Genomic DNA, 26,665 nt, shown 5'->3' with positions numbered 1-26,665 from the left:
GGGCGCGGAGCGCGGTCACTCGAAACCGAGCGCCCGGGTCGTCGGGGGGCTCACCAACAGCCAGCTGACGCCCAGGCCCAGTGCCATCAGCGGCACGCCGAGCCAGCCCAGCCCGGCCTGGATCATGAACCACCCGATCGGCAGCAGCATCAGCTGAAGCACGATCGCGGGGGCGCGCGCGCCGGCCTGACGGCGCAGCAGCGCGCGGCCCAGTGCCCAGAGCGCGACCGCCGCCCCGACGGCGAACGCGGTCACCAGCAGGGCTGACAGCAGATCGCGGGTAGCGGTAGTGAGATCGGCCCAGACCAGCCAGGCGGCGATCAGCCCGACGGCGACCGCCTCCGCCCACAGCAGCCGCACCGCCCAGCGGAGCGTGACGGGAATCGGGGCCGAGTCGATGGTCACGCGCGCCACGATACCCGGGCTACCGGAAGGTACAGTGCCGCCCATGCGGGCCGTCCTGGTGGTCAATCCGAAGGCCACCACCACCAGCGAACGCAGCCGGGACGTGCTTGTCCGGGCGCTGCGCAGCGAAGTCGACCTCAGCGTGCGCTACACCCGCCGGCGTGGGCACGCCATGGCGCTGGCCCGGGAGGCCGCCGCGGAGGGGGTCGACCTGGTCGTCACCCTGGGTGGCGACGGCACCGTCAACGAGGTGGTGAACGGCCTGATGACGGCCGATCCGCCCGCCGGCGCCGATGGCGCCACGCTGGCCGAACGGCTGCCCGCGCTGGCGACCGTTCCGGGTGGCTCGACCAACGTGTTCGCCCGCGCGCTGGGCCTGCCCCGGGAGTGGCCGGAGGGGACCAGCATGATCCTCGAAGGGCTGCGTCTCGGTCGACACCGGACGATCGGGCTGGGGCGCGCGGACGATCGCTACTTCACCTTCTGCGCCGGGTTCGGCCTGGACGCCGCCGTGATCCACCGGGTGGAGCAGGCACGTCGTCGGGGGCGCGTCTCCACTCCGGGTCTCTACCTGCGCTCGATCATGAACCAGTACTTCCTCGCCTCGGACCGACGGCACCCGGCGATCAGGTTGGAGCGTCCCGGTGAGCCCGCGGAGGGCGAGCTGGCGACCGTCATCATCCAGAACACCGCGCCGTGGACGTACCTGGGCGATCGGGAGATCAACCCGAACCCGGAGGCGTCGTTCGACCTCGGGCTGGACGTGCTGGCGTTGCGTCAGCTCCGGGTGGCCAGCACAACACGGACGGTGACTCAGTTCCTGTCCCGGCGGCCCGATCCACGCGGCCGGCAGGTGTTACGACTCCATGACACGGCGGAGTTCACGCTGGTCTCCAACCGTCCACAGGCGTTCCAGCTGGACGGCGACTACCTCGGCGAGCGGGAGAAAGTCAGATTCACATCCGTTCCCGCCGCACTGAGAGTAATCTGCTAGGTCTCGGGTACTGCCCTAGGTCGACGCGGCCGCCACAACTGCATCGACACGGTCGCCGCCACACCGAGGGGCAGGTGCCGGAAATGTCAGCAATGTCACGTGGACTGTACTATATTGATCCTCGGCTGTGGCACGGCGGGTAACCAGGAAGGCACTGGAACCCGGACAAATGGGTTGTGGGCTTGCTCACCGCCCGGAGTTTTTCCGAGCGTCACCCTTGACATCGCGAATGTTCGTGAAAGTATTCACAAGCGAACTTGAGTTACCGGGACATTGCCTGGATATGCTCGTCAGGTTGAGCTGTTCCAGCAGGTCCCCCGGGGCTAACCGCCTGCTCACGCACTGCCGAATGGACCGACGCGAACTGTCACCATCGGCTTTGCGGATGCATATAGGAAAAGCACTACAAGCAATAATTGCCACCCCATCCAGAATGAGGAGTGTTGCCGCCATGGACTGGCGTCACCATGCTGTCTGCCGCGACGAGGACCCGGAGCTGTTCTTCCCTATCGGGACGTCCGGACCGGCTCTCCTGCAGGTCGAGCAGGCCAAGGCCGTCTGCAGGCGCTGCTCCGTGACCGACCAGTGCCTGCAGTGGGCGCTCGAGTCGGGTCAGGACGCCGGCGTCTGGGGCGGAATGAGCGAGGAGGAGCGGCGCGCTGTCAAGCGTCGCGGTGGCCTCCGGGTCCTGCGCGCTCACTCCGCCTGATCCCACGACACAGCTGTACGCCCCGGCGGGTCCGCCCGCCGGGGCGTTCCGCTTTCCTACCTCGCTGATCATTCGCAAGCCGGCGACCTCGGTCACACCGCCGGCGCCAGGACTCGACCGGACCACTCGTCGACCCGCCGCAACACCAGCTCGACCAGCTCCGGGGCGTCGGTCAACGGGTCGGCCACCGCCACCGCGCCGGCCGCCCCGGCCGCCTCGGCCACCGCGTCGTGAAAGAGGCCCGGCGCCAGGAAGTACCCGGCGACCGCCACCCGGCGAGCGCCGGCCGCCCGTAGCCGGGCCACCGCGACACCGGTCTCCGGCGGAGCCGCCGAGGCGTACGACACCCGGCAGGGCACCCCGAACTCCGCGCCGAGCGCGTCCGCCACCAGGCCCACCGAGCCACGCGCCCGCGTGTCCCGGGTGCCCGCCGCTGCCAGCACCAGCGCGTCGAAGCGGGCCGTCCACGACTCGCCGAGCCGGCGTCGCAGCCCGGCCAGCAGAGCCCGGTCCACCGTGCCGTCCGCCGGACCGAGCACGTCGGTCACCCGTACCTCCAGCGGAGGCCCGGCCCGCGCCGCGGCGGCGACGGCCGCCGGGATGTCGACCCGACGGTGGTACGCGGCGGTCAGCAGCAGCGGCACCAGCACCGCCCGGCGGTGGCCGGCCGCCGCCAACCCGCGCAGCACCTCGGTCGGCCCCGGCTCGGTGTGGTCCAGCCAGCTCGTCCACACCGGCGTGTCCGGACGGGCGGCCGACACCGCCCGGCCCAGCGCCCGGGTGGCCTCGGCCGCTCGGGGATCACGGCTGCCGTGCGCGACCAGCACCACCGGATCCGCCCCGCCGGCCACACGCAGGCCGGTCGGGGTCGTCGACGGGGAGGTCAGACGTGCAGTCCGCACTCGGACTTCTCGAACATGGCCCACCGGCCGGCCCGCGCGTCCTCGCCGGCCTTGGTCCGACGGGTGCACGGCCAGCAGCCGATCGAGCCGTAGCCCTGCTTGAACAGCTCGTTGACCGGCACGTTCCAGCGGGTGATGTAGGCGTCCACGTCGCCCTGCGACCAGGCCGCGATCGGGTTGACCTTGACCTTGCCCCGCCGCCCGTCGAAGGTCACCACCGGCGTGTTGGCCCGGGTCGGCGACTCGTCCCGGCGCAGGCCCGCGGCCCAGGCGTCGTACCCGGTCAGCGCCCGCTCCAGCGGCTCCACCTTGCGCAGCTGGCAGCAGTCGTCCGGTGACTTGTTGAACAGCCGGGGACCGTACTGGCCGTCCTGCTGACCGACGGTGAGCCGAGGGCGGATCGACCGGACGTTCACCGGCAGCGTCCGCGCCACCTCGTCCCGCACCCGGAGGGTCTCCGGGAAGTGCAGGCCGGTGTCGAGGAAGACCACGTCCACCCCCGGGGCGACCCGGGACACCAGGTGGGCCAGCACGGCGTCGGCCATCGAGCTGGTGACGCAGAACCGGTCGCCGAAGGTCTGCGCCGCCCAACGGGCGATCTCCAGCGCCGGGGCGCCCTCCAGCTCCCGACCCGCCTGCTCGGCCAGCGCCCGCAGCTCGTCGGGGCTGCGCCGGACCGGATCGGCCGGGGTCGGACCGCCCGGACCGACCAGGCCGAGGCCGGCGGCGGAGACGAGGCTCACCGGTTCACCGCCCGGGAGAGCAGCCCGGTGAACTTCACCGAGAAGACCCGGGCGCAGGCGTGGCACTCCCAGGCGCCGTGCCCCGCCTCGTGCGGCCGTAGATCCTCCTCGCCGCAGTACGGGCAGTACAGGGGTGCCGCTCGGTTCTCGCTGCTCATCGCAGTTCCTCCTCGTCGACTCTGATCACCCAGTTGGCGAACGTCTCGCCCTCGCTCCGGCCGGCCAGGTAGCGCAGGGCCAGTCGTTCCACGTACTCCGGAAGCTCCTCGGCGGTGGCCTTCAGGCCGCGCAGCTTGCGCCCGAAACCGGCGGTCTGCCCCTGCGCCATGCCCAGGCCGCCACCCAGGTGCACCTGGAAGCCCTCGACGTGCCGACCGTCCGGGCCGACCACCAGCTGGCCCTTGAGCCCGATGTCGGCCACCTGGGTGCGCGCGCAGGCGTTCGGGCAGCCGTTGATGTGGATCGAGATGTCGGCGTCGAAGTCGCGCAGCCGCTGCTCCAGCCGGGCCACCAGCTCCTCGCCGCGGGCCTTCGTCTCGACGATGGCGAGCTTGCAGTACTCGATGCCGGTGCACGCCATGGTGCCGCGCCGCCAGGCCGACGGCCGGGCCTCCAGGCCGATCGCGCGCAGGGCGTCGACCAACGACTCGGTCCGCTCCGACGGCACGTCGAGCACCAGCAGCTTCTGGTACGGGGTGAGCCGCACCCGGCCACTGCCGTGCGCCTCGACCACGTCCGCCAGCTGGGCGAGCTGCCCACCGGAGACCCGCCCGACCACCGGAGCGGCCCCGACGTAGTGCCGCCCGTCGGCCTGCTCGTGCACGCCGACGTGGTCGATCGGCTTCGCCGGCAGGTCCGGCGCCGGGCCGTCGAGCAGCGTCCGGCCGAGGTAGTCCTTCTCCAGGACCTCGCGGAAACGCTCGATGCCCCAGTCGGCCACCAGAAACTTCAGCCGGGCACGGTTACGCAGCCGCCGGTAGCCGTAGTCGCGGAAGATCCCGACCACGCCGGCCCACACGTCGGGGATCTCGGCCAGCGGCACCCAGACGCCGAGTCGCTGGGCCAGCATCGGGTTGGTGGAGAGGCCGCCACCGACCCAGACGTCGAAGCCGGGGCCGTGTTCGGGGTGGTCGACGCCGAGGAAGGCGATGTCGTTCGACTCGTACGGGGTGTCCACCAGCCAGGAGATCGACGTCTTGAACTTGCGGGGCAGGTTGGAGAACTGCTTGTCCCCGACGTACCGGGCGACGATCTCGTCGAGCGCCGGCGTGGGGTCGAGCAGCTCGTCGCGGGCCACCCCGGCGACCGGGCTGCCCAGCACGATCCGGGGGCAGTCGCCGCACGCCTCGGTGGTCTGCAGGCCGACCGACTCCAGTCGGCGCCAGATCTCCGGCATGTCCTCGACCCGGATCCAGTGGTACTGGATGTTCTGCCGGTCGGTGATGTCGGCGGTGTCCCGGGCGAACTCCCGGGAGATGTCCGCGATGACCCGCAGCTGGGCCAGGCTGAGCTGGCCGCCGTCGATGCGGACCCGGAGCATGAAGAACTCGTCCTCCAGCTCGTGCGGCTCCAGCACCGCAGTGCGCCCACCGTCGATGCCGGCCCTGCGCTGGGTGTAGAGGCCCCACCAGCGGAACCGGCCGCGCAGGTCCTGCGGGTCGATGGAGGCGAAGCCGCGGTGCGCGTAGATGGTCTCGATCCGGGCCCGGACGTTGAGCGGGTCGTCGTCCTTCTTGATCCGCTCGTTGGGGTTGAGCGGCTCGCGGTGGCCGAGCGCCCACTGACCCTCACCCCGCGGCCGGCGCGTCACCGTCCGGGCAGGGCGGGCCGTCGGGTCCTCGGAACGGGCCGGGATGCTGCTGACCGCCATCGCGGCGTCCTCCGTTGTCTGCTGTGCCTCGGGGCGGGCGCGGGGCGCGGCGGCCGGCCCGTCGAGAGCGGGCGGGACAACGGTGTCTGAGACAGCCGGCGCGGAGCGCGCCCGAGACAGGTGGGTCGGGCGTCGTCAGTTGGCCGGACAGATCGCGCTGCGCACGCGGCCGTAATCAACGTGGCGACGAGCCACGAAGCGGCGGACGACAGCGGCGGTCATGGGCTCATGCTGCCACACCGCAGGGGGACCGGCCAATGAGCGCGTGCCGGATCCCACATCACGGGCCGGGCCAGCCGTGACAGGCTCGGACGGTGGGCATATTGTCCGAAAAGTCGCCCGGGGCGGTGCGAGGTCGGCTGCACCGCGTCCCGGTCTGGCTTCCTCCGGCGGTGCTGACCCTGGCGGTCACCGGCGCTGGGCTGGGCTCGGCCCAGCTCTGGCGCGACGAGCTGGCCACCTGGAGCGCCGCCACCCGGTCGCCCGGCGACCTGGTCCGGCTGGCCGGCACCATCGACGCCGCCACCGGCCCGTACTACCTGTTGCTGCACGGCTGGCTCGCGCTCGTCGGCGACTCCACGGTGGCCCTGCGCGCGCCGGCCGCGCTGGCGATGACCGTCGCCGCCGGACTGCTCGCCGTGCTCGGCGCGCAGCTTGCCGACCGGCGTACCGGTCTGTTCGCCGGGCTGCTCTTCGCGCTGCTCCCCGGCACCTCCCGCTACGGGCAGGAGGCCCGCCCGTACGCCCTGGCCACCGCCCTCGCGGTCCTTGCCACCCTGCTGCTGGTGAGCGCGTTGCGTCGGCCCGGCTGGGCCCGCTGGGGCGGTTACGCCGCCGCGGTGGCCGCGCTCGGGCTCACCCATCTGATCGCCCTCACCCTGCTCGCCGCACACGCGCTGGTCGTGCTGGTCACCTGGTGGCGGGGCTCCGCCGCGGCCGGGGTGGCCGAGTCGGACGGGACCGGCGAGGTGGGGCGGCCGGATCGGCGGGTGTGGCGGTGGGTGGTCGCGGTGGTGCCGGCCGCGCTGCTGGTGAGCCCGCTGCTGCTGAAGGCCGGCACACAGCGTTCCCGACAGTTGGACTGGGTTGCATCGGCCCGCCTGGACGACCTGAGCGCGCTGCCCGGTGGCGTGGCCCAGAGCTCCGTGGTGGGCGGGCTGCTGGTGGGGATCGCCGCGCTTGGTGCGGCCCGCCTCGGCCGACGGGCCCTGCTGCCGGTGAGCGCGGTGCTGCTGCCCGTCCTGCTGCTCTTCGCCGCCGGGACGGTCGTGCCGCTGTGGGTACCCCGGTATCTGGTCTTCGTGGTGCCGTTCGCCTGCCTGCTGGCCGGCGCGGCGCTGGCCGGGGTGAGTGCGCCGGCCGCGCTGGCCGTGGTGGTCCTCGCCGGGCTGCTCGGCCTGCCCGACCAGGCGGCGCTGCGGCGGACCCACGAGTGGCCGCGCAGCGCGCCGGTGGACTACGCGGGTGCCGCCCGGGTGATCGCCGACGGGCAGCGGCCCGGGGACGCGGTGGTCTATTCGCCCCGGGACAGTTGGCTCTTCCTGGATCTGGGCGTCGAGTACCACCTGGGGAACCCGCCGCGGGACGTGCTGGTCACCGAGGACGAGGTTCGTCGGGGCGATCTGTGGGCCGCGGAGTGCCCGCGACCGGCGCGGTGCCTGGCCGGCACGCCACGGGTCTGGCTGGTCGTCGCCGGGCGGCACGCCGAACCGTTGGCTACCGTGCCGGGCGCCAAGGGTGACGCGTTGCGCGCGGACTTCACCATCGCGCGTGTCTGGCAGCGCCCCGGCCTGACCGTCGCCCTGCTGACCAGCCGCCCCGGCCGCTGACCTGTCCGGCAGACCCGGGCCGACCCGCCCGGGTGCGGAACACCCAAGGCCGGCGGGGGTCGGGTCGACAGGTGGGTCAGGGTTGCGAGCGGCCGTCGGGCGCGCTGCGGGCCAGCGGTACGACGAGCACCGCCTCGGTGCCGCCGTTGGCGCCGGCGCGCAGCTCGATGGTGCCGCGCAGCTCCCCGGTGACCAGGGCCCGGACGATCTGGAGGCCCAGCCGGCTGCCGCTCTCGGCATCGAAGTCGGGTGGCAGCCCGCGTCCGTTGTCCGCCACGGAGACGTGCAGCATCTTGCGGAACCGGTGCGCCGAGACGACAACCTCGGGCCGCCCGGCCGGGTCGGTCCCGGGTACGACGGCGGGCACCACGTCGGCCGGCGCGGACGGGACGAGAGCGTCGTCCGCTTCGTCAGCGGGCGGGAAGCCGTGCTCGACGGCGTTGAGCAGCAACTCGTTGAGGACCATCACCAGCGAGGTGGCGATCTCCGCCGGCAGCACGCCGAAGCTGCCCCGCCGGCGCATGCCGACGCTCACCTCGGTCGCCGCGACCTCGGTCGCCGCGCTCGCCACCCGGTCGACGATGCCGTCGAACTCGACCGCCTCGTCGCTGGACATGGAGAGCGTCTCGTGCACCAGGGCGATCGAGGCGACCCGGCGGACCGACTCCTCCAGGGCGACCCGGGCCTCCGGCATGGCCACCCGGCGGGCCTGCAACCGCAGTAGCGCGGCCACCGTCTGGAGGTTGTTCTTCACCCGGTGGTGGATCTCCCGGATGGTGGCGTCCTTGGTGATCAGTGCCCGGTCCCGGCGGCGGACCTCGGTGATGTCCCGGACCAGGACCAGCGCGCCGATCGGCACCCCGGCGGGCATCAGCGGCAGCGCCCGGGTGAGCATCGTGGCGCCCCGCGCGTCGATCTCCCGCCGGGGCGGCGCCTCGCCGCGCAGCGCGGCCAGGATCCCGTTCGCCGCCTCGGTGCCGTCCAGCGGATCGCCGGCCAGCCGGCGGTGCAGCGCGGCCAGATCCTCCCCCACCAGGTGGGAGGCGTAGCCCAACCGGCGGTACGCGGACTGCGCGTTCGGGCTGGCGTAGGTGACCTTGCCGCCGGCGTCGAGCCGGACCAGGCCGTCCCCGACCCGCGGCGCGGAGGTGGTCTCGCCCGGGTGCCGGGGCGGCGGGAAGGTGCCGTCCGCGATCATCTGGGCCAGGTCGTCGGCCGTGGTCAGGTAGTTGAGCTCCAGCTGGCTGGGGGTACGCGCGGTGGAGAGGTTGGTGTCCCGGCCCACCACCGCGATCACCTCGCCGGCCTCCCCCTCGGCGGTGCGCAGCCGGACCGGGATCGCCTCGTGCCGGGCCGGCACGTCGCCGTACCAGACCGGGTCGCCCTCCCGCCAAATCCGGCCCTGGGAGTAGGCCACGCCCAGGTGGGCCACCTCCGGCCCGCCGACGATCCGCCCCACCTGGTCATCCTGGTACGCGGTGGGCGCGGTCGTCGGGCGGACCTGGGCGACGCAGAGGAAGGTGCCGTCCGTGTCGACCGGCACCCAGAGCAGCAGATCGGCGAAGGACAGGTCGGAGAGCAGTTGCCAGTCGCCGGCGATCCGGTGCAGGTGGTCGATGTCGGCCGGACGGAGACGGGTGTGCTCCTCGGCGAGGTCGCGCAGCGTGGACACGATGACCAGCGTGCCACGCCGCGACTCACATCGTCGCGGTGACCTTCTTCAGCCCGCGCGGCGCGTCCGGATCCTCGCCCCGGGTCAGCGCCAACGCCATCGCCAGGCGCTGCAACGGCAGGATGTCCAGCAGCGGGGCGTACCGCTCGTCGACATCGGGAACGGCGAGCCGCGTGGCGCCCGGCACGTCGGCGGAGCCGACCACCACCACGTCGGCGCGGCGCTCGCCGAGGCGGGGCAGCACCTCGCCCATCGACCGTCCGCCCGGGCCCGAGCCGACCACGGCGAGCACCGGAACCTCCGGGTCGGTCATCGCGAGCGGACCGTGCAGCAGGTCGGCGCCGGAGAAGGCGAGAGCCGGCAGGTACGAGGTCTCCATCAGCTTGAGGGCGGCCTCCCGCGCGGTCGGGTAGGCGTACCCGCGCCCGGTGGTGACCAGCTGGCGGGCGAAGCGGTAGCGCGGAGCGAGCTGCGCCGGGGTGTCGTCGGCCAGGGTGCGGGCGGCCAGCTCGGGCAGCGCGTCGAGCGCCTCCCGCTCGGCCGCCGGGAGCACGCCGTCGCCGGCACGGATCCCCTCGATGAGCATCAACAGGGCGAGCAGCTCGGCGGTGTACGTCTTGGTGGCGGCCACCGCCCGCTCGTGCCCGGCCGCGATGTCGACGCTCAGCTCGGCCACCTCCACCAGCGGGGAGTCCGGGGCGTTGGTCACCGCGAGGGTCAGCGCGCCGGAGGCCCGCGCGGCGCGCAGCACCTCGGCCAGGTCGGGCGAGCCGCCGCTCTGGCTGACCCCGACGACCAGCGCGTCGGACAGGTCGGGGCGGGCGCCGAACAGGGTGACCGCGCTGGGCGAGGCGAGCCCGGCGGGCAGCCCGAGCCGGATCTCGGCCAGGTACGCCCCGTAGAGGGCCGCGTGGTCGGAGGTGCCCCGGGCGGTGAAGACCACGTGCCGTGGCCGACGCTCGGCGACGGCAGCCGCCACCCGGGCGATCTCCCCGGCGTTGGCGGTGGAGAGCAGGCGCGCGTAGCCGGCCGGCTGCTCCTCGATGTCGGCGGCCATCCCGGCCCCTGCACGCGTCACGGACGCTCCCCTCTTGCGCGGTTCCCGCGCGTTTCCTGCTCAGTCTTGCACCTTTCAAACTATCCGAGCAATCGAACGAGCAGCACTGCGCAGTTGATCACCGAATGATCTCAATATCAACTAGGCTTGTCCCGCTCCAACCGGTGTCGCTGCGACGAGAGGACGATGTGCCCGAGGGAAGGGACGACCCCGCGCTCTCCGCGACGGAGGAGCTGGCCCTGGCCCGGCTGGCACTGGACGAGGGCGACCTCCACCACGCCGCCGGCCACCTCGCCGGCGCGCTGGCCCGGGCGCCGACCCTGCCGGAGGTGCACGAGACGTTGGCCCGGCTGGCCGCGGTCAGCGGGGGCGGGCTCGACCTCTTCCCGATCAACCACCACACCTTCGTCGGCGCAGTCGTCGCCCGCGCCCACCTGCTGGCCGCCGCCGGCCGACCGGCCGAGGGGCTGGACCTGCTGGCTGCGGCCACCGGGTACACGCCCGGCACGGAGTGGGCCGGCGTGCCATGGGTGATCGCACCCGAACTGGCCGAGCGACTGGACCCGGAGCACATCGCCCGGATCCTCATGCAGGTCTGTGCCGCGTTGCCCGACCCGGTGCCGCGCGTCGGCCGGGGCGCGCTCGCGCCGTACCTCGCGCTGGCCCGCAACGCGGTCACCGTCCGCCCCGAGCACGGTCTGCTGCTGGGCGCGGCGTCCGCGCTGGCCAGGCGGCTCGGCGAGGTCACGCTGGCGATCCGCTGGGCCACCCGCGGCGTACGGTCCCAGCCCTCGAAGATGGGCGAGGTCTGGCTCGGGTACGCGTACCGCAGCGGCGGCCGCACCCGTGAGGTCCTCGCGGCGCTCGGCCGGGCCGTCGCGCTGGACCCCGACGACCTGGCCATCTACGCCGACATCGCCGGCACCCTGGCCGAGACCGGCCGGCTGGACGAGGCACTGGAGTGGACCGAGCGGGCGCTCGCCCGGGACCCGTCGTTCGACTGCGCGGTGCACACCGCCCACCGCCTGCGGCACCTGCGCGACGGCGACCTCGCCCACCTGGTCGCGCTCGCCGACTTCGTGCGTGACCACCCGGACGACAGCCACGAGCACGGCGATCTGGCCCAGTGCTGCCGGGGTCGGCCGTGGCTCGGCCAGTTGACGCCGGCCGGCGGCCCGCTGGTCGACGCTCTGCGCCAGGCGGTGGCCGACGACGACAATGGTCTCGGGACTGCCGTACGCCTGCCGGCGGCGGCCCCGCCGAGCGCCGTGCGGACGGCCACGGCGGCGGCACCCGGGCTGCGGATCGAGGTCGCCGGCGCGGTGGAGCCGGACCCACGAGAACCGCGACGGGCCACCACCCGACGCCTGTGGCACTACGCGGACACCCTCCCGACGCCCGCGTTGCCGGCGCCCTCGGCGGCGGCGGTCGAGCGGATCGGGCAGGTCGCCCATCCGGCGTGGCCGCACCCGCCGGCGGCCTACGACGCGGCGGTGGGCCTGGCCGGCCTGGACCTGGCCGACCTGCTCGGGCTGCTGGTGCATCCGCCGGCGGCGCCGGCCAACGCGCTGGGCCGGCTCCTGGCCGCCCAGGACCCGTCGGTCTGGGTGCGCGGCGTGCAGGTGTGGGCCTGCCTGGGGCTGCTGCACCACCGCACCGACGAGCCGTGGGACGACTCGACCCGGCGGCGGGTGCTGCTGGACCTGGTCTGGGGCGTGGAGGACTGGATCACCGAGGCGGCACTGTTCGCCCTGGTCACCGCTGCCTGGGTGGACCCGGGGGTGCGATCGGACGTGGCCCAGGTGGTGGCCGAGCGGCTGGCCGACGCGGCAGCGGTGGCCCGGGCCCGGCCGGTCCCGATCGCCGTCTCACTGGCCCACCTGGCGCTGGCCGCTCCGGCACTGGACCCGGCCACCGCCGCGCTCGCCATCGAGTTGCTCGGCGACCCGCCGCCGCCCCGACTTCCGCGCCCCCGGAATCCACTTCGCCGCCTCTGGCGACGCCTCACCACACCCCGACGTCGTCGCTGACCCTGGAGAAACGGCCGCGCCGCGCCGTCCCCGGTGGGGCCAGCGCGGCGCGGGAGTTCCGGGTCAGGCGACCGGGGCCTTGCCGAGAGCGATCTCGGCCTCCTCCTCCGGGGTGGCCTGCGCCGGCGCCTCGTTCGCGGTGCGCAGCGGGATCTCCTTGATGAACCAGGCGAGCACCGGGATCACGACGGTGAACAGCACCGCCCAGAGGAAGACGTGCGAGATCGCGTCGGCGAGACCGCCGAGCACCAGTTCGCGCGCCTGGGCGGGCAGTTCCTTGAGCTTCGCCAGGTCCATCCCGCCGCCCTCGCCGCCGAAGGCGCCGCCCGCGCTGGAGCCGGCCAGCCGGCTGGCGAAGATCGCGCCGAACAGGGAGATGCCGAACGAGCCGCCGATCGACCGGAAGAAGGTGGCCGCGCCGCTGGCCGCGCCGAGGTCCTTCTGCTCCACGCTGTTCTGCGCGATCAGCATGGACGTCTGCATGAGGAAGCCCATGCCAGCGCCCAGCACGACCATGTACAGCGAGGACTGCAGCTTGCTCGTGTCGGTGTCGAGCATGGTCAGCAGCGCCATACCCGTGGCCATCACCACGCCACCGACGATCGGGTACACCCGGTACCTGCCGGTCTTCGTGATCGCCCGCCCGATGACCAGCGAGACGACCAGCATGCCGAACATCAGCGGCAGCAGCAGCAGGCCGCTGTTGGTGGCCGAGGCGCCCTGCACGGTCTGCTGGTAGAGCGGCAGGAAGTTCATCGCGCCGAACATCGCGAAACCGAGCAGGAAGCCGATCAGCGAGATCAGTGCGAAGTTGCGGTTGGCAAAGAGGGACAGCGGGAGGATCGGCTCGGCGACACGGCGCTCGACCAGGCCGAACGCCACCAGCGCGAGCACGGACAGTACGGCCAGGCCGAGGATCTGCGGGGACGACCAGTCGTACTCGTTGCCGCCCCAGGTGGTGATCAGCACGATCGCGGTGATGCCGACGGAGAGCAGCCCGGCGCCGAGCCAGTCGATCCGGTGCTCGGTGCGGTACTTCGGCAGGTGCATGGTGGTGATCAGCAGCAGCAGCGCGACGCCGCCCAGCGGCAGGTTCACGTAGAACGCCCAGCGCCACGAGAGGTGGTCGGTGATGAAGCCGCCGACCAGCGGGCCGGCCACCATGGCGATGGCCATGATCCCGGCGATCATGCCCTGGTAGCGCCCGCGCTCGCGGGGCGGGACCAGGTCACCGATGATCGCCATCACGCCGACCATGAGGCCGCCGGCGCCCAGACCCTGCACGGCCCGGAAGGCGATGAGCTGCACCATGCCGTCCTGGGGACCGCCCAGCATTCCGGAGCCGGCCATGCCGCAGAGCGCGGAGCCGAGCAGGAAGATGCCGACCGAGGTCAGGAAGACGGACTTGCGCCCGTAGAGGTCACCGAGCTTGCCCCAGATGGGGGTGGAGACGGTGGTGCCGAGGACGTACGCGGTGACCACCCACGTGAAGTGGTTGAGGCCGCCGAACTCGCCCACGATGCGCGGCAGCGCGGTGCTGACGATCATGTTGTCGAGCATTGCGAGCATCATCGCGATCATCAGCCCGAACAGCACGACCCGTACGTTGGGTCGCGCGCCGGCCTGGGTTGCCTGAGTCATGGGTAAGCTCCCCCCGAGGATTGCGTACTTACTTGCCGCCCGGCTAGTCACCTTACTAGCCGCACGGTAAGTTGGGCGGCAAGTGACGGTCAAGCCAATTGGAGGGCGTGGGTGAGGGAGAGCACAGGCGGCACCCGCGAGCGGATCAAGGCCGTCGCGCTGGAGCTCTTCACCGAGCAGGGGTACGAGAAGACCTCGCTACGCGAGATCGCCGAGCGCCTCAACGTCACCAAGGCGGCGCTCTACTACCACTTCAAGAGCAAGGACGACATCGTCGCCAGCTTCGTCGAGGACCGGCTGGAGCGGATGGACGAGCTGACCGCCTGGGCCGAGTCGCAGCCGGCGACCCTGGCCACCCGGCGCGCGCTGATCTCCCGGTACGCCGACACGATGTTCGCCGGCGACCAGCCCTCGGTGATGCGCTTCTTCGAGCAGAACCAGACCGTGCTCAAGAGCCTCGCCTCCGGCCAGCAGATGCGCGGCCGGATGATGCAGTTGGCCAACGCGCTCTGCCGGGGCGACGACTCCCCCGTCGCCCAGCTGCGCGCCGTGCTGTCGCTGTTCGCCGTGCACAGCAGCTGGTTCGCCGTCCGGGCGCCGCACATCACCGACGACGAGCGCCGCCGGATCGCCCTGGAGGTGGCCGACGAGCTGCTGGCCGCCATCGGCGCGCAGCCCGACGAGAGTGGGACCCCGGCCGCCTCGGGCAGCTCGCAGGACTGACCGGCCGGCGGCTCAGCCCCGGGGCAGCTCCAGCCGCAGGCCGAGCAGGTCCACGCCCGGCGCCGGCGCCCAGTCCTTCTCCGGGCAGCGAACGAAGCCGAGCCGCTCGTACAGCCGGTGCGCCGAGACGGCCATCCCCGCACGGACGCAGATCACCACGGCCGCGCAGCCCAGCTCGGCCGCGTGGTCGACGCACGCCTGGGCCAGCGCCGCGCCAACGCCCCGGCCCTGCGCGGCCGGGTCGACCGCGAGCATCCGGAACTCCGCCTCACCCGGGCCGGACAGCTCGGCGAACGGGGTGCCCGACAGCACGAAGGTGACCGAGCCGAGCACCGCCCCGGTCGCCTCGTCCACCGCCACCAGCACCTCACCGCTGGTGGCCCGGGTCGACACGTCGGCCAGCACCGCGCCGTACCCGTGCTCGCCCTTGAGCTGGCCGTCCGCCTCGTACGCGGCCACGGTCAGCTGAGCCACCGCCGGAAAGTCGCCCGGGTCGGCGCGCCGGACCAGCAGGCCGCTCAATCGATCACCGCGATGAGGTCGCCGTCCTGCACGACATCGCCCTCGTTGACGGCGAGCTGCTTGACCACACCGTCGGACTCGGCGATGACCGGGATCTCCATCTTCATCGACTCCAGGATCACCAGGGTGTCGCCCTCGGACACGGTGTCGCCGGTCGACGCGACGACCTTCCAGACGTTCGCCACCATCTCGGCGCGGATCTCCTCGGCCATGTCCAGGCCCTCCCTTTTCCCGATGTGCCTGCCGACGTATCCAATCATGCGGCGACCGACGGTGGGCCCGGAGCGGCGGCCCGGGTGCCGCGACCGCCCCGCCGGAAGGCGTCGGGTGCCGGCCGCACTACCATCAGCGGGTCGGACCCGACGCCGGGCGGCCGGTGGGTACACCGGCGCCGAGGCCGCGCGCAGGGCGGATCCGACCCATCACGAGGAGGTCAGCATGGCGAAGAAGTCCCGGAAGAAGAAGGCACGGAAGAAGAACGCCGCAAACCACGGCAAGCGTCCCAACTCCTGAACGCGCCGACGGGCCGACGGCCCGTCACCGGTCAGACCAACCCGGCGGACGCCGGGTACGCCGGTGGCCCGGGTCGAGATCGACCCGGGCCACCGGTTTCGTTCGTCGGGCCGACGCTCAGTCGGCGAGTTCGCGGGAGTCGCTGGTCTCGAAGACCACCAGCTCGGTGAGCTTGACCCGGAGCCGCTCGCGCAGCTCGTCCGGCGCGGTCTCGTTGCCGCAGCAACGCGCCACCAGCGCCCGCACCTCCTGCTCGAGCCCGTACTCGCGCAGGCACGGCCCGCACTCGTCCAGGTGGTGCCGGATCAGCGTGCGCCGCTCGTCGGCGCACTCCAGATCCAGGTAGAGGTAGACCTCCGCGAGCACCTCACGGCAGTCCGTCTCGTGCGGCTCCCCACAGCTCACGTCACACCTCCCGGCCGGCAGCGGCAGCGGTCGAACCCTTCGAGGAACGGGCCGCGCTGAAGCCTCGCTCCCCGGCGTACTGCTCGAGCAGCTTGCGCAGATTACGACGGCCCCGGTGCAGGCGCGACATCACCGTGCCGATCGGCGTACCCATGATGTCGGCGACCTCCTTGTAGGAGAAGCCCTCGACGTCGGTGAGGTAGACGGCGAGCCGGAACTCCTCCGGCAACTGCTGGAGGGCCTCCTTGACGTCGCTGTCCGGCAGCCGGTCCAGGGCCTCGGTCTCCGCCGAGCGCAGCCCACTGGAGGTGTGCGACTCGGCCTCGGCCAGCTGCCAGTCGGTGATCTCCTCGGTGGGCGCCTGGATCGGCTGGCGCTGCCGCTTGCGGTAGGAGTTGATGTAGGTGTTGGTCAGGATCCGGTAGAGCCAGGCCTTCAGGTTGGTGCCCTGCTCGAACTGGTGGAAGGCGGCGTACGCCTTCAGGTAGGTCTCCTGGACCAGATCCTCGGCGTCCGCCGGGTTACGCGTCATCCGTAGCCCAGCAGCGTAGAGCTGATCGACGAATGGCATCGCGTCCCGCTCGAAACGGGCCCTGCGCTCGTCCGTCTTCTCGGTGGTCAACCGCACATCCCCTCGCGTCGGATGCTTTCCCGCCGAGGATACGCGCACGGACCTGCCCACAGATTCACTTCCGGCCGGTGTGCCCGTGCTCACCGCACCCGCCCCGCCCGGTCCCGCCGTCGCGGGCCAGTCCGGGCCATCCAGCAGCTGCTTCAGCTGCCGGGCGTCCCGCTCGTCCCGTTCCCGGCTCCGTGTTTCGGTCGGCACCGGCCACCCCCTCGCAGAAAAGTCGTCCGCGGGTAGTAACGCGAGAAGACGGGTGGGGCATTCCGGCCGGCCCTCCCGTTCCTGGCCCCGGCCCCGGCGACGGCCGGCGCTGGGACCAGGAAGGGCCTGGGAGGATTTGGCCCCGCCCGCCCGAATCCGGTAGGCGGCGCCACCGGATGCAACGACCCGCGCCCGGCACCGGACACGGTTCGCCCGGCCGACCGGGTCAGCCGGCCGCCCAGCCCTGGGCGCGGAGCCAGTCCCGCACCGCGGCCGCCGTACCGGCCGGATCCTTGCGCAGGTCGTGCGTCTCCCCCGGCCGGGTCACCACCTGCACGGCCGGCCCCGGCTCCGGCACCCCGAACGGATCCCGGTCGCCGTTGACCACCAGCGTCGGCAGCCCGGTGGCCAGCTCGGCGGCCCGGGAGCGCTCCGGTCGCCCGGGCGGGTGCAGCGGAAAGGCCAGCGCGACGACGCCGGCCGCACCCACCGCGCGGGCCGTCCGACAGGCCACCCGAGCGCCGCTGGAGCGACCGCCGACGAGCAGCGTCGGGACGTTGGGCTGCCGGTCGCGCAACGCGGCGAGCACCGCCGTCCAGGCGTCGTCGAGGTGCCCGGCGGGAGCCGGCGCGCGGCGGCCGGCGACCCGGTAGGGCTGGGTCACCCGCACCACCGCCAGACCGAGCTCGACGGCCGCGTCACGCACCGCGAGCAGGTCGGGGGCGTCCACGCTGCCGCCCGCACCGTGCCCGAGCACCAGCAGGGCGGCGGCCGGCCCGATCGGCAGGTCGGTGTCGATCCGCGCCGGACCGCGCGTGGTCCCGATCTCGTCGCTGGGCAGCACGGACCCATTCTGCGCCGCCCCGTCCGGCGCCCGGGACGGGACCGGTGGTCAGCTCAGCGGGACCAGGGTGAGCAGACGGTCCCGCACCGGCGGGCCCGCCTCGTCCACGGCGTCCGGATCCGGTTCGACCTGGCCACGCCAGGCCACCAGCATCGCCCGCCGCTCGCGGGGCGTCGTGGCGCCCCACACGCCGTGACAGTCACCCACCTCCAGCGCCCAGGCCAGACAGGACCCCTGGACGTCGCAACTGCGGCACAGCGCGACGGCGGCGTCCGCCGGCTCGTTCGGCGCCGGAAAGAACGTTTCCGGATCGACGCTCTGGCATGTCCCTCTGGTGCGCCAGGCGTCATCCTGTCGGCGTTCCCGCAAGGCCCGCAGCAGTCGCGGATCTCGCCGCGCCGCGGCCACCTCGTGCGGACGGGGCATACGCGCCCGTGTCATTCACCCACCTCCCCCGTGGGACCGGCAAGATCGGTGGATGTCGTCCGCCCCGTGCGAATCGACACCCACTACCGGCGCTGTGTTCTATCGCACTTACGGACGCCGAGACAAGGGCCTGCCGGGAAGATGACTGAACGGCCAGGCGACGAATCACGCGCAACCCCAGCAAATCGGCGCCCGACGATGCGCACGAGCCTCAGAACAGGGTCAGCTCCTGCGCAGCCGTCGTCGGTGCCAGCGGCACCCGGGCGATCAACTGCGGCCCGTCGTTGCGGACGTCACCCACTGCCGGCCCGACCGGACGGATCTCCAACCGGGCCAGCTGGTCGGTCGCCGGCGGGGCGAGCAACCCGTCCGGCTCCCCGGTCGGCGCCAGCCACGACGACCACCGCTCGGGCGGCAGCAGCACCGGCATCCGGTCGTGCACCTCGGCCAGCTCACCGAGCGCCGCGGTGGTCAGCACGCTGAAGGTGAGCCGGGATTCGGCCCCGGACTCCCAGATCGACCAGATCCCGGCCAGGGCGAGCACCGAGCCGTCGGTGGGGGTCATGTAATACGCCTGCCGCCCCCCGTCGGGTTGGCGGACCCACTCGTACCAGCCGTCGGCCGGGACCAGGCAGCGGCGACGGGCGAACGCCCCGGCGTACGCCCGGCTGGTGGCGACCGTCTCCGCCCGCGCGTTGATCATGCGGGCCGCGCCGGCGGCCGATCGCGACCAGTGCGGCAGGAGGCCCCAGCGGCCGACGCAGAGACTGCGGTGCCCCTCGGGGGTGACCCGGACCAGCGGCACCGGGTCGGTCGGCGCGACGTTGTGGTCCGGCCGGATCCGGCCGTCGGTGTCGTCGGACGACTCGAACAGCGCGCTCAGCTCGCCGGAGCTCCGGGTCGTCGCGTACCTGCCGCACATGGGCACACGCTAACCCGTCGACGGCCCGCCGGCTGTCCCGCCAACCGGGAGCAGGACCGCCGGTCACCGCCGCCCACCGGCCGACACGGCAGAATGTAACCGTGGGGAACCTGACAGCAACCCGGCCGCCGCAGCCGTGGACCGCACCGACCGCCTCCGATCCGGTGGCGGCCACGCTGCGCCTGCCCGGGTCCAAGTCGATGACCGCGCGCGCCCTGGTGCTCAGCGCGCTGGCCGCCGGCCCGTCGACACTGGCCGGGCCGCTTCGCGCCCGGGACACCGAGCTGATGGCGGCCGGCCTACGGGCGATGGGCGCGCACGTGTCGATCAGCGACGACGAGCGCTGGCTGGTCCGGCCGCACCCGCTGGTCGGCCCGGCCCACGTGGACGTGGGGCTGGCCGGCACGGTGATGCGGTTCGTGCCGCCGGTGGCGGGGCTGGCCGACGGCCGGATCACCTTCGACGGTGACCCGCAGGCCCGCATCCGGCCACTCGGCCCGCTGATCGGCGCGCTGCGCTCGCTGGGTGTCCGGATCGACATCACCGGTGCGGGCAGCCTGCCGCTGACCGTGCTCGGCGCCGGCCGGATCACCGGCGGCGAGGTGGTGATCGACGCCTCCGCCTCCAGCCAACTGGTCTCCGGGCTGCTGCTGGCCGCCCCGCGCTTCGACCGGGGTGTCGTGGTGCGGCACGTCGGCCCGCCGGTGCCGTCCGCCCCGCACCTGCGGATGACGGTGCAGATGCTGCGCGCCGCCGGCGCGGCCGTCGACGACACCACCCCCGACGTGTGGACCGTTGAGCCCGGCCCGCTCGCCGGTCGCGGCTGGGAGATCGAGCCGGACCTCTCCGGCGCGGTGCCGTTCTTCGCCGCCGCGCTGGTCACCGGCGGCGAGGTCACCCTCCAGGGCTGGCCGCGTAGCAGCGCGCAGCCGGTCGAGCAGCTACGCTCGCTGCTGCACCGGATGGGCGGCGAGGTGACCCTCTCCACCACCGGGCTGACCGTCCGGGGCTCCGGCGTGGTGCACGGCCTCACCGCCGACCTCTCCGACGTGAGCGAGCTGACCCCGGCGCTGACCGCGCTGGCCATGCTGGCCGACTCGCCGTCGTCCTTCACCGGCATCGGGCACATCCGCGGCCACGAGACCGACCGGCTGACCGCGCTGGCCCGGGAGTTCGCCGCACTCGGCGCCGACGTCACCGAGGCGCCCGACGGGCTGGAGATCCGGCCCCGGCCGCTGCGCGGCGGCGTGTTCCACACCTACCACGACCACCGGATGGCACACGCCGCCGCGGTGGCCGGGCTCGCCGTGCCGGGCATCGAGGTGGACGACGTCGGGTGTACCTCCAAGACCATGCCCGAGTTCCCGGCACTATGGTCAGCGATGGTGACCGGCAAGAGCTGACGCGAGAAGAGGACAGGTCCTGGCGACCAGACGGCGGGAGTACGACGAGGACGACGTACGGGTCCGGCCCGGGAAGTCGTCGCGCCCGCGTACGCGCACCCGACCCCGGCACGCCGACGCGGTGGACGGCTTCGTCATCGCCGTCGACCGGGGGCGCTACACCTGCGTGCTGTCCGGGGCCGAGCGCGGCGTGGTCGGTGCCGAACTGCCCACGGTCACCGCGATGCGGGCCCGTGAGCTGGGCCGCAAGTCGGTGGTGGTGGGCGACCGGGTCGGACTCGTCGGGGACACCTCCGGCGCGGAGGGCGCTCTCGCCCGCATCGTCCGGATCGCCGAACGCCGCTCGGTGCTGCGCCGCACCGCCGACGACGACGAGACCACCGCCGAGGGCCGGCTGGAGCGGGTGGTGGTGGCCAACGCCGACCAGTTGGTGATCGTCAGCGCGCTGGCCGACCCGCCGCCGCGCACCGGGTTCATCGACCGCTGCCTGGTGGCCGCGTACGACGCGGACGTCGAGCCCCTTCTCTGCCTCACCAAGGCCGACCTGGCCGGCCCGGAGGAGGTGCTGGGCTACTACACCGAGCTGGAGCTGCCGTACGTGCTCAACCGCCCCGACTCCGACCTGGACGCCCTGCGCGCGCTGCTCGCCGGCCGGGTGTCGGTGCTGGTCGGGCACTCCGGGGTGGGCAAGTCGACGCTGGTCAACCGCCTCGTCCCGGAGGCAGCCCGGGCGGTCGGCGTGGTCAGCGCGATCGGTCGTGGCCGGCACACCTCCACCAGCGCGGTGGCGCTGCGACTGCCGCCGGTGCCCGGCGTCGACACCGACGCGGGGTGGATCATCGACACCCCGGGGATCCGCAGCTTCGGGCTCGCCCACGTCTCCGCCGACAGCCTGCTGCACGGCTTTCCCGACCTGGTCGAGGGCACCGTCGACTGCCCGCCCAACTGTCCGCACACGGCTGACGAGGCCGACTGCGGACTGGACGCCTGGGTGGCCGCCGGCAAGGCCGATCCGCGCCGGCTGGCCTCGTACCGCCGGTTGCTCGCCTCCCGGGCCGGCGAGGGCGACCAGCGCGGCGAGACCGACCAGCGCGGCCCCGGCGAGGGTGATCGGCGCGGCCCGGACGAGTGACCCGTCGGGTGTCGGCTAGGTTGCCGGCATGACCGGGTACGCCGACGACCTCGCCCTCGCCCACCTGCTCGCCGACCGGGCCGACGCCATCTCCACGGCCCGGTTCCGCGCGCTCGACCTGCGGGTCGAGGCGAAGCCCGATCTGACCCCGGTCTCCGACGCGGACACCGCCGTGGAGCGGGAGATCCGGGCGCTGCTGGCCGAGCACCGGCCGGCCGACGGGCTGCTCGGCGAGGAGTACGGCGACCAGCCGGCCACCGCTCCGGACGGCCGGCGGTGGATCATCGACCCGATCGACGGCACCAAGAACTTCGTCCGCGGCGTGCCGGTCTGGGCCACCCTGATCGCGCTCTTCGACGCGGACCGGCCGGTGGTCGGCGTGGTGTCCGCTCCGGCGCTGGGACGACGCTGGTGGGCGAGCCTCGGCGCGGGCGCGTACGCCGGGCCGGGCCCCGCCGCCGGCGAGCGGATCGGAGTCTCCGCCGTTCGGAGGCTCGCCGACGCCAGCTTCTGCTACTCGTCGCTCACCGGCTGGGAGCGCGCCGGCCGGCTCGACGCGATGCTCGACCTGATGCGGTCCAGTTGGCGCAGCCGGGCGTACGGCGACTTCTACGGCTACATGCTGTTGGCCGAGGGCGCACTGGACGTGATGGTCGAGCCGGAACTGTCGCTGTGGGACATGGCGGCGCTGGTCCCCATCGTCACCGAGGCGGGTGGCACGGTCACGGATCTGGCCGGTCGACCGGCTCCGACTGGCGAGCCGGGCACCGAGAGCAGCCTGGTGGCCACCAACGGTGTGCTGCACGCCGACATCCTCGCCCGGCTCGATCGACCAGCCGCGCGCTGACCCCCGGCAGCCTCTATCCTCGCCAGGTGGTCTCCTCCGGCTGGTGCTTCCTCGCGGCAATGATCGTCGCGTACGGCGTCGCCAACCTGCTTCAGTCGGTGGCCGCGGCCCGCACCACGGTGCACCACACCTTCGATCCGGGCCTGCTGCTGCGGCTGGCCGGGCACCGGACGTATCTGGTCGGGCTGAGCTGCCAGATCGGCGGGTTCGTGCTCGCGTTCCTGGCCCGGCGTGACCTGCCGCTGTTCCTGGTCCAGGCGAGCGTGGCCGCCGGGCTCGGGGTGACCGCCATCCTCGGCGTGGTGGTGTTGAAGTGGCGGTTACCGGTGGCCGAGGTGGCGCTGCTGGCCCTGCTCTTCGCCGGGATCACCGCGCTGGTGCTGGCCGCCCGGCCGGCGCCGTCCCGGCAGCTCGGCACCGCCGGCTCGGTCGCCCTGCTGGTGGCGCTCGGCGTGATCGCGGTGCTCGGCTTCTTCGCCGTCCGGCTGCACGGGGCGCCCGGTTCGGTGGCCCTCGGCTCGCTGGCCGGGCTGGCGTTCTCCTCGGCCGCGGTGGCCGCCCGACCACTGGCCTCCGCGCCGTCCGCCGAGGCGTTCCTCGCCGACCCGCTGCTCTACCTGCTCATCGTCCACTCGATCGTCGGTCAGCTGCTGCTCGGCCTGGCCATGCAGCGCGGCTCCACCACCGCCGCGGTCGCCGCGATGGACGCCGCGGGGGCGGTGCCGGCGGCGATCGTCGGCCTCCTGCTGCTCAACGACAAGATCTGGCCGGGTCGGGAGTGGCTGGCCGCGGTCGGCTTCCTGGTCACCCTCGCCTCGGTGATCGGGCTGACGCGGTACGCGGAGCCGCAGCACCACCACGCGAAGGCGCGCCGCCGCGACCGCGCCATGGTGGGCGTCGGCCAGCCCGGCTGACCAGCACACACCCCACGTCCGGCGCCGCGCTCAGGCTTCGACCGGTTTGCGGCGGCTCACCACCCGCTCGTAGAGGCGTTCCAGCGCACCGGCGGTCCGTTCCCACGTGTAGCTGCTCCGGACCCGGTCCACCGCGGCGTGGCCGTACGCGAACCGCCCGGCGTTGTCGGCGAGCAGCCGGCGCAGGGAGACCCCGAGGGTCCGTACGTCGCCGGGCGGCACCAGCCGGCCGGTGACCTCGTCGACGACCGCGTCCGCCAGCCCGCCCATCGCGTAGCCGACCACCGGCACGCCGCAGGCCATCGCCTCGAGCGAGACCCGCCCGGCCGACGAGTAGTGCGGCGTGCAGGCCACCACGTCCGCCGACCGGTACCAGGTCGCCATCTGGTCGTGCGGCACCGCGCCGACGAGCCGTACCTGGTCGGCCACCCCGACCTGTTCGGCCAGCTCGCGCAGCCGGCGTGCCTCGGTGTGGTTGGCCAACTGGTCGGCCATCGGCCCGCCGGCGATCACCAGCTCGGCGTCGCCGACCAGTCGCATCGCCCGGATCAGGTCCTCCTGGCCGTGGCCCGGGGAGAGCCCGCCGACGGAGAGGATCCGCGACCGCTGCTCGCGGGGCGCCGCCTCACCGTCGGGGTGGAACTGCTCGGTGTCCACCCCGGCCGGCACCATCGCCACCGAGCTGCGTTGCAGGCCCATCCGGGTCAGCTCGTCCACCTCGTCGTTGCACTGGGCGACCGCGATGTCCACCGCTCGGGTCAGCGCGCGTTCCAGCGGGATCCGCTCTCCCGGCCCGTCGTATCGGCCGCCCAGGTGGCGCAGCTGCTCGACGCCGAGCGAGTGGAAGGTCTGCACCACCGGGAGGTCGGTCTCCCGGACCGCGTGCGCGGCGGCCAGGCCGCCGATCCAGTAGTGCCCGTGCACCACCTCGGGCCGCCAGGCGCCGGCCCACTCGTCGGTCAGCCAACGGCCGAACTCCGTCACGTGGGGGATCAGCTCGGCGGTGGGCAGCGGGGCGGGTGGGCCGGCTGAAACCCGATGCACCTGGTAGCCGTCGACGTCCGTCGTCACCGGCAGCTTCGGGTCGTCCCGACGCTCGTAGAGCCGGACGTCGTGACCTCGGCCGGCCAGCTCGGCGGCGACCCGCGCGATGTGCTGTTGGGTGCCGACCGGCGGGCCGTCGGCGTGCCGGTACGAGCTGGTGTGCGCGCAGACGAGGCCGACGCGCATGGGTCACCTCCCTGCGATCTTTCCTCGGCAGTGGTCCTCCCGGTCAGAGCGTCCCATTAACCGGGTGACCGGGAGCTGAAACCTGGCAGATCGGAACAGTCCCCACAGGTGCCACCGACACTTGCGCCACGACAATCACGACAGCCCCCGGCGCGGCTCCGCCGGGAGGCTCTCCCGCGTTGATCGACCAACGGCCGGTGGTATGACCCGGCCCTACCGGGGGTACGGCTCAGGAATGCCGCTGACCCGCAGCCTCGACGATTCGACCGTGGTGATCACCGGCGCCTCCAGCGGGATCGGCACGGCCACCGCGTACGCGCTGGCCCGCCGGGGCGCCGCCGTCGTGCTGGCCGCCCGCAGTGAGCCGGCGCTGCGGCAGGTCGCCCAACACTGCCGGCAACTGGGCGGCCGGGCGCTGGCCGTACCGACCGACGTGACCGACCTGGAGTCGGTGCAGCGGCTGGCTGATCGGGCGGCGGCCGAGTTCGGGCGGATCGACGCGTGGGTGAACAACGCCGCGGTCGGGGTCGTGGGGCTGTTCGACGAGATCCCGGTCGCCGAGTTCCGACGGGTGGTGGAGGTGAACCTGCTCGGCGCGGTGCACGGCATCAAGGCCGCGCTGCCGCACCTCGGCGCGGCCGGCGGAGGCGTGCTGGTCAACAACGCCTCGGTGCTGGCCGAGGTGGCGATGCCGTACCAGTCGGCGTACAACGCCACCAAGCACGGCATCCGCGGGCTGGCCGACACCGTCCGGCAGGAACTGCGGGTCACCGGCCGGGGGCAGATCTCCGTCTGCACCGTGCTCCCGGCGACCATCGACACCCCGTTCTTCCGGCACGCGGCCAACCACAGCGGCCGCGAGCTGCTGCCGCCACCGCCGGTGTACCCGCCGGAGGTGGTCGCCGAGACCATCGTCCGGCTGCTGCGCCGCCCCCGCCGCGAGGCGTACGCCGGCGGCGCCGCCCGGCTGCTCGGCCTGCAGTGGCGGCTCGCACCGGCGCTCATGGAGCGCGCCCTCGGCTGGTACGCCCACCGGACCCAGTTCGGCCCCGGCGCGCGGATGGACAGCAGCGGCAACGTGTTCCACGCCGATGCCCAGGGCCGCCGGAACGGTGGCTGGCACGGCCGGCGGCGCCAGCTGGTACGAATGACCGCCGCGTTCGGGCTCGCCGCCGCCGGCACCGCGGTCGGCACGATGGCGGCGATCACCCGCCGGTCCCGGTTGACCCGCTGATGACGGGTATCGGGCGGCCGGATGCGACCTCCGTCGTACGGGCGCACAATGGGGCGATCATGCCGACCGACGTGCGTTGTCTGGTGGAGATCGACGAGTCGTCCGGGGTGGTCCGGCTGACCGGAGTGCTCGACGCGGCCGGCGCCGACACCGTCCGGGCCGCGCTGCTGGCCCGCCTCTGCGACCGACCTGGCACAGTGGTGGCCGACGTGACCGGGTTGCGGGTCGCCGACCAGGTCGGGCGGGGCGTCTTCGCCGAGATCCGCCGGGAGGTCGCCGACTGGCCCGCCGCGGACCTGCTGCTCTGCGACCCGGCGATCTCCGGGTCCGGCGGTGCCGACGCCGCACTGACCGGCGTCCCGGCCTGGCCCACCCTGGACGGCGCGCTGGCGGCGGCGCCACTGGCGGCGGTCCTCACCGCTGAGCTCGCCCCGACCGTCGGCGCCGCCCGGCAGGCCCGCGAGCTGGTCGCCACCGGCTGCCAGCACTGGGACGTGCGGACCCTGGCCGAACCGGCGAGCCTCGCGATCACCGAGATGGTCAACAACGTGGTGGCGCACGCCCGGACCCCGATGACCGTCCGGCTCGCTCCCCAGGCGGGCACCCTGCGTGTGGCGGTTCGCGACCACTCCCCCCTCCGACCCGCGTTCGCCGGGCCGGCCCCACCGACCCGGGCCGGCGGGCGGGGCCTGGTGCTGATCGACACGGTGGCCCGTCGGTGGGGCAGCAGCCCGGTACCGGACGGGAAGGTCGTCTGGTGCGTGCTGCACCCCGATGACGAACCCGGCCCCGCCGGCTGACGGGTTGTTCCCGCCCTGGTGTCCGGGTCGCCACCACACGGCCGGCAGCCCCCGGTTACGGCGGCAGGG

General features: G+C 73.5%; 27 protein-coding genes. 11 read left to right on the top strand and 16 right to left on the bottom strand.

Annotated features, from left to right (window positions below; genetic code table 11):
- Window positions 1-15: 15 nt before the first annotated feature.
- The gene (locus ABZU69_RS08645) at window positions 16-405 is read right to left on the bottom strand and encodes a hypothetical protein (RefSeq protein ID WP_354963762.1); all 390 of its coding nucleotides are present in this window, start codon (window positions 403-405) and stop codon (window positions 16-18) included.
- 43 nt (window positions 406-448) lie between these two features.
- On the opposite strand from ABZU69_RS08645, the gene ABZU69_RS08640 reads away from it, so the two are divergent.
- Both ABZU69_RS08640 and ABZU69_RS08635 read left to right on the top strand, forming a co-directional pair.
- The gene (locus ABZU69_RS08640; RefSeq protein ID WP_354963761.1) at window positions 449-1,399 is read left to right on the top strand and encodes a diacylglycerol kinase family protein; all 951 of its coding nucleotides are present in this window, start codon (window positions 449-451) and stop codon (window positions 1,397-1,399) included.
- Between the two features lie 451 nt (window positions 1,400-1,850).
- Window positions 1,851-2,108, top strand: coding sequence for a WhiB family transcriptional regulator (locus ABZU69_RS08635; RefSeq protein WP_007072794.1), 258 nt, complete (start codon window positions 1,851-1,853; stop codon window positions 2,106-2,108).
- 92 nt (window positions 2,109-2,200) lie between these two features.
- Here the strand turns inward: ABZU69_RS08635 and ABZU69_RS08630 are convergent, their stop codons facing one another.
- Genes ABZU69_RS08630 through ABZU69_RS08615 form a run of 4 tightly spaced genes read right to left on the bottom strand, consistent with a single transcriptional unit; the run spans window position 2,201 to window position 5,623 of the window.
- Entirely contained in the window at window positions 2,201-2,965 is a 765-nt protein-coding gene (locus tag ABZU69_RS08630) for a CbiX/SirB N-terminal domain-containing protein (RefSeq protein ID WP_354964006.1), read from the bottom strand.
- Window positions 2,966-2,991: 26 nt separating this feature from the next.
- Window positions 2,992-3,753 carry a phosphoadenylyl-sulfate reductase gene (locus ABZU69_RS08625; protein ID WP_354963760.1) on the bottom strand — a complete coding sequence of 254 codons (762 nt, stop codon included), beginning with the start codon at window positions 3,751-3,753 and terminating at the stop codon, window positions 2,992-2,994.
- The gene (locus ABZU69_RS08620) at window positions 3,750-3,911 is read right to left on the bottom strand and encodes a hypothetical protein (protein ID WP_172899052.1); all 162 of its coding nucleotides are present in this window, start codon (window positions 3,909-3,911) and stop codon (window positions 3,750-3,752) included. The genes ABZU69_RS08625 and ABZU69_RS08620 overlap by 4 nt, the downstream gene beginning before the upstream one ends.
- The gene (locus ABZU69_RS08615) at window positions 3,908-5,623 is read right to left on the bottom strand and encodes a nitrite/sulfite reductase (RefSeq protein WP_354963759.1); all 1,716 of its coding nucleotides are present in this window, start codon (window positions 5,621-5,623) and stop codon (window positions 3,908-3,910) included. Before ABZU69_RS08615 ends, ABZU69_RS08620 begins: the two co-directional genes overlap by 4 nt.
- Window positions 5,624-5,937: 314 nt before the next feature.
- On the opposite strand from ABZU69_RS08615, the gene ABZU69_RS08610 reads away from it, so the two are divergent.
- The gene (locus tag ABZU69_RS08610) at window positions 5,938-7,452 is read left to right on the top strand and encodes a glycosyltransferase family 39 protein (RefSeq protein ID WP_354963758.1); all 1,515 of its coding nucleotides are present in this window, start codon (window positions 5,938-5,940) and stop codon (window positions 7,450-7,452) included.
- 76 nt (window positions 7,453-7,528) lie between these two features.
- On the opposite strand, the gene ABZU69_RS08605 is transcribed toward ABZU69_RS08610, so the two are convergent.
- Both ABZU69_RS08605 and ABZU69_RS08600 read right to left on the bottom strand, forming a co-directional pair.
- Window positions 7,529-9,124, bottom strand: a complete 1,596-nt coding sequence (locus tag ABZU69_RS08605; RefSeq protein ID WP_354963757.1) for a histidine kinase N-terminal domain-containing protein — start codon at window positions 9,122-9,124, stop codon at window positions 7,529-7,531.
- A 25-nt stretch (window positions 9,125-9,149) separates the two neighbouring features.
- Window positions 9,150-10,181, bottom strand: coding sequence for an SIS domain-containing protein (locus ABZU69_RS08600; RefSeq protein ID WP_354964005.1), 1,032 nt, complete (start codon window positions 10,179-10,181; stop codon window positions 9,150-9,152).
- A 188-nt stretch (window positions 10,182-10,369) separates the two neighbouring features.
- Between ABZU69_RS08600 and ABZU69_RS08595 the strand changes: the two genes are divergently transcribed.
- The gene (locus ABZU69_RS08595) at window positions 10,370-12,211 is read left to right on the top strand and encodes a tetratricopeptide repeat protein (RefSeq protein WP_354964004.1); all 1,842 of its coding nucleotides are present in this window, start codon (window positions 10,370-10,372) and stop codon (window positions 12,209-12,211) included.
- A gap of 63 nt (window positions 12,212-12,274) precedes the next feature.
- On the opposite strand, the gene ABZU69_RS08590 is transcribed toward ABZU69_RS08595, so the two are convergent.
- Complete coding sequence (locus ABZU69_RS08590) at window positions 12,275-13,852, bottom strand: MDR family MFS transporter (protein ID WP_354963756.1); 1,578 nt, start codon at window positions 13,850-13,852, stop codon at window positions 12,275-12,277.
- A gap of 111 nt (window positions 13,853-13,963) precedes the next feature.
- Between ABZU69_RS08590 and ABZU69_RS08585 the strand changes: the two genes are divergently transcribed.
- Window positions 13,964-14,575 carry a TetR/AcrR family transcriptional regulator gene (locus tag ABZU69_RS08585; protein ID WP_354963755.1) on the top strand — a complete coding sequence of 204 codons (612 nt, stop codon included), beginning with the start codon at window positions 13,964-13,966 and terminating at the stop codon, window positions 14,573-14,575.
- Window positions 14,576-14,587: 12 nt separating this feature from the next.
- On the opposite strand, the gene ABZU69_RS08580 is transcribed toward ABZU69_RS08585, so the two are convergent.
- The 7 genes from ABZU69_RS08580 to ABZU69_RS08550 all read right to left on the bottom strand — a co-directional run bounded on the left by ABZU69_RS08580 (window position 14,588) and on the right by ABZU69_RS08550 (window position 19,036).
- The gene (locus ABZU69_RS08580) at window positions 14,588-15,097 is read right to left on the bottom strand and encodes a GNAT family N-acetyltransferase (RefSeq protein ID WP_354963754.1); all 510 of its coding nucleotides are present in this window, start codon (window positions 15,095-15,097) and stop codon (window positions 14,588-14,590) included.
- Window positions 15,094-15,315: a biotin/lipoyl-binding carrier protein gene (locus ABZU69_RS08575; protein WP_172899197.1), complete on the bottom strand. Its 222-nt coding sequence runs from the start codon at window positions 15,313-15,315 to the stop codon at window positions 15,094-15,096. The genes ABZU69_RS08580 and ABZU69_RS08575 overlap by 4 nt, the downstream gene beginning before the upstream one ends.
- Window positions 15,316-15,727: 412 nt before the next feature.
- Window positions 15,728-16,015, bottom strand: coding sequence for a mycothiol system anti-sigma-R factor (rsrA, locus tag ABZU69_RS08570; RefSeq protein ID WP_089019138.1), 288 nt, complete (start codon window positions 16,013-16,015; stop codon window positions 15,728-15,730).
- A 1-nt stretch (window position 16,016) separates the two neighbouring features.
- Window positions 16,017-16,844 carry a sigma-70 family RNA polymerase sigma factor gene (locus tag ABZU69_RS08565; RefSeq protein ID WP_354963753.1) on the bottom strand — a complete coding sequence of 276 codons (828 nt, stop codon included), beginning with the start codon at window positions 16,842-16,844 and terminating at the stop codon, window positions 16,017-16,019.
- Window positions 16,845-17,070: 226 nt separating this feature from the next.
- Complete coding sequence (locus tag ABZU69_RS08560) at window positions 17,071-17,688, bottom strand: alpha/beta family hydrolase (protein ID WP_354963752.1); 618 nt, start codon at window positions 17,686-17,688, stop codon at window positions 17,071-17,073.
- 48 nt (window positions 17,689-17,736) lie between these two features.
- Complete coding sequence (locus ABZU69_RS08555; RefSeq protein WP_354963751.1) at window positions 17,737-18,129, bottom strand: WhiB family transcriptional regulator; 393 nt, start codon at window positions 18,127-18,129, stop codon at window positions 17,737-17,739.
- 196 nt (window positions 18,130-18,325) lie between these two features.
- Window positions 18,326-19,036, bottom strand: coding sequence for an SOS response-associated peptidase (locus ABZU69_RS08550; protein ID WP_354963750.1), 711 nt, complete (start codon window positions 19,034-19,036; stop codon window positions 18,326-18,328).
- 101 nt (window positions 19,037-19,137) lie between these two features.
- Here ABZU69_RS08550 and aroA point away from each other — a divergent pair, with 101 nt between their 5' ends.
- The 4 genes from aroA to ABZU69_RS08530 all read left to right on the top strand — a co-directional run bounded on the left by aroA (window position 19,138) and on the right by ABZU69_RS08530 (window position 23,332).
- Window positions 19,138-20,439, top strand: a complete 1,302-nt coding sequence (gene aroA, locus ABZU69_RS08545) for a 3-phosphoshikimate 1-carboxyvinyltransferase (RefSeq protein WP_354963749.1) — start codon at window positions 19,138-19,140, stop codon at window positions 20,437-20,439.
- Between the two features lie 121 nt (window positions 20,440-20,560).
- Entirely contained in the window at window positions 20,561-21,571 is a 1,011-nt protein-coding gene (rsgA, locus tag ABZU69_RS08540; RefSeq protein WP_354963748.1) for a ribosome small subunit-dependent GTPase A, read from the top strand.
- A 28-nt stretch (window positions 21,572-21,599) separates the two neighbouring features.
- Complete coding sequence (gene hisN / locus ABZU69_RS08535) at window positions 21,600-22,418, top strand: histidinol-phosphatase (protein ID WP_354963747.1); 819 nt, start codon at window positions 21,600-21,602, stop codon at window positions 22,416-22,418.
- 26 nt (window positions 22,419-22,444) lie between these two features.
- Window positions 22,445-23,332, top strand: coding sequence for a hypothetical protein (locus ABZU69_RS08530; protein WP_354963746.1), 888 nt, complete (start codon window positions 22,445-22,447; stop codon window positions 23,330-23,332).
- 30 nt (window positions 23,333-23,362) lie between these two features.
- On the opposite strand, the gene ABZU69_RS08525 is transcribed toward ABZU69_RS08530, so the two are convergent.
- Window positions 23,363-24,562 carry a glycosyltransferase gene (locus ABZU69_RS08525; RefSeq protein ID WP_354963745.1) on the bottom strand — a complete coding sequence of 400 codons (1,200 nt, stop codon included), beginning with the start codon at window positions 24,560-24,562 and terminating at the stop codon, window positions 23,363-23,365.
- 235 nt (window positions 24,563-24,797) lie between these two features.
- On the opposite strand from ABZU69_RS08525, the gene ABZU69_RS08520 reads away from it, so the two are divergent.
- Complete coding sequence (locus ABZU69_RS08520) at window positions 24,798-25,796, top strand: SDR family oxidoreductase (RefSeq protein ID WP_354963744.1); 999 nt, start codon at window positions 24,798-24,800, stop codon at window positions 25,794-25,796.
- A gap of 59 nt (window positions 25,797-25,855) precedes the next feature.
- Complete coding sequence (locus ABZU69_RS08515) at window positions 25,856-26,596, top strand: ATP-binding protein (RefSeq protein WP_354963743.1); 741 nt, start codon at window positions 25,856-25,858, stop codon at window positions 26,594-26,596.
- Window positions 26,597-26,665 lie beyond the last annotated feature (69 nt).

Origin of the sequence: Micromonospora sp. NPDC005206 (assembly GCF_040608175.1) — a bacterium.
In the GTDB taxonomy this organism is placed as follows: domain Bacteria; phylum Actinomycetota; class Actinomycetes; order Mycobacteriales; family Micromonosporaceae; genus Micromonospora.
This window is presented reverse-complemented; position numbering and strand designations above follow the sequence as displayed.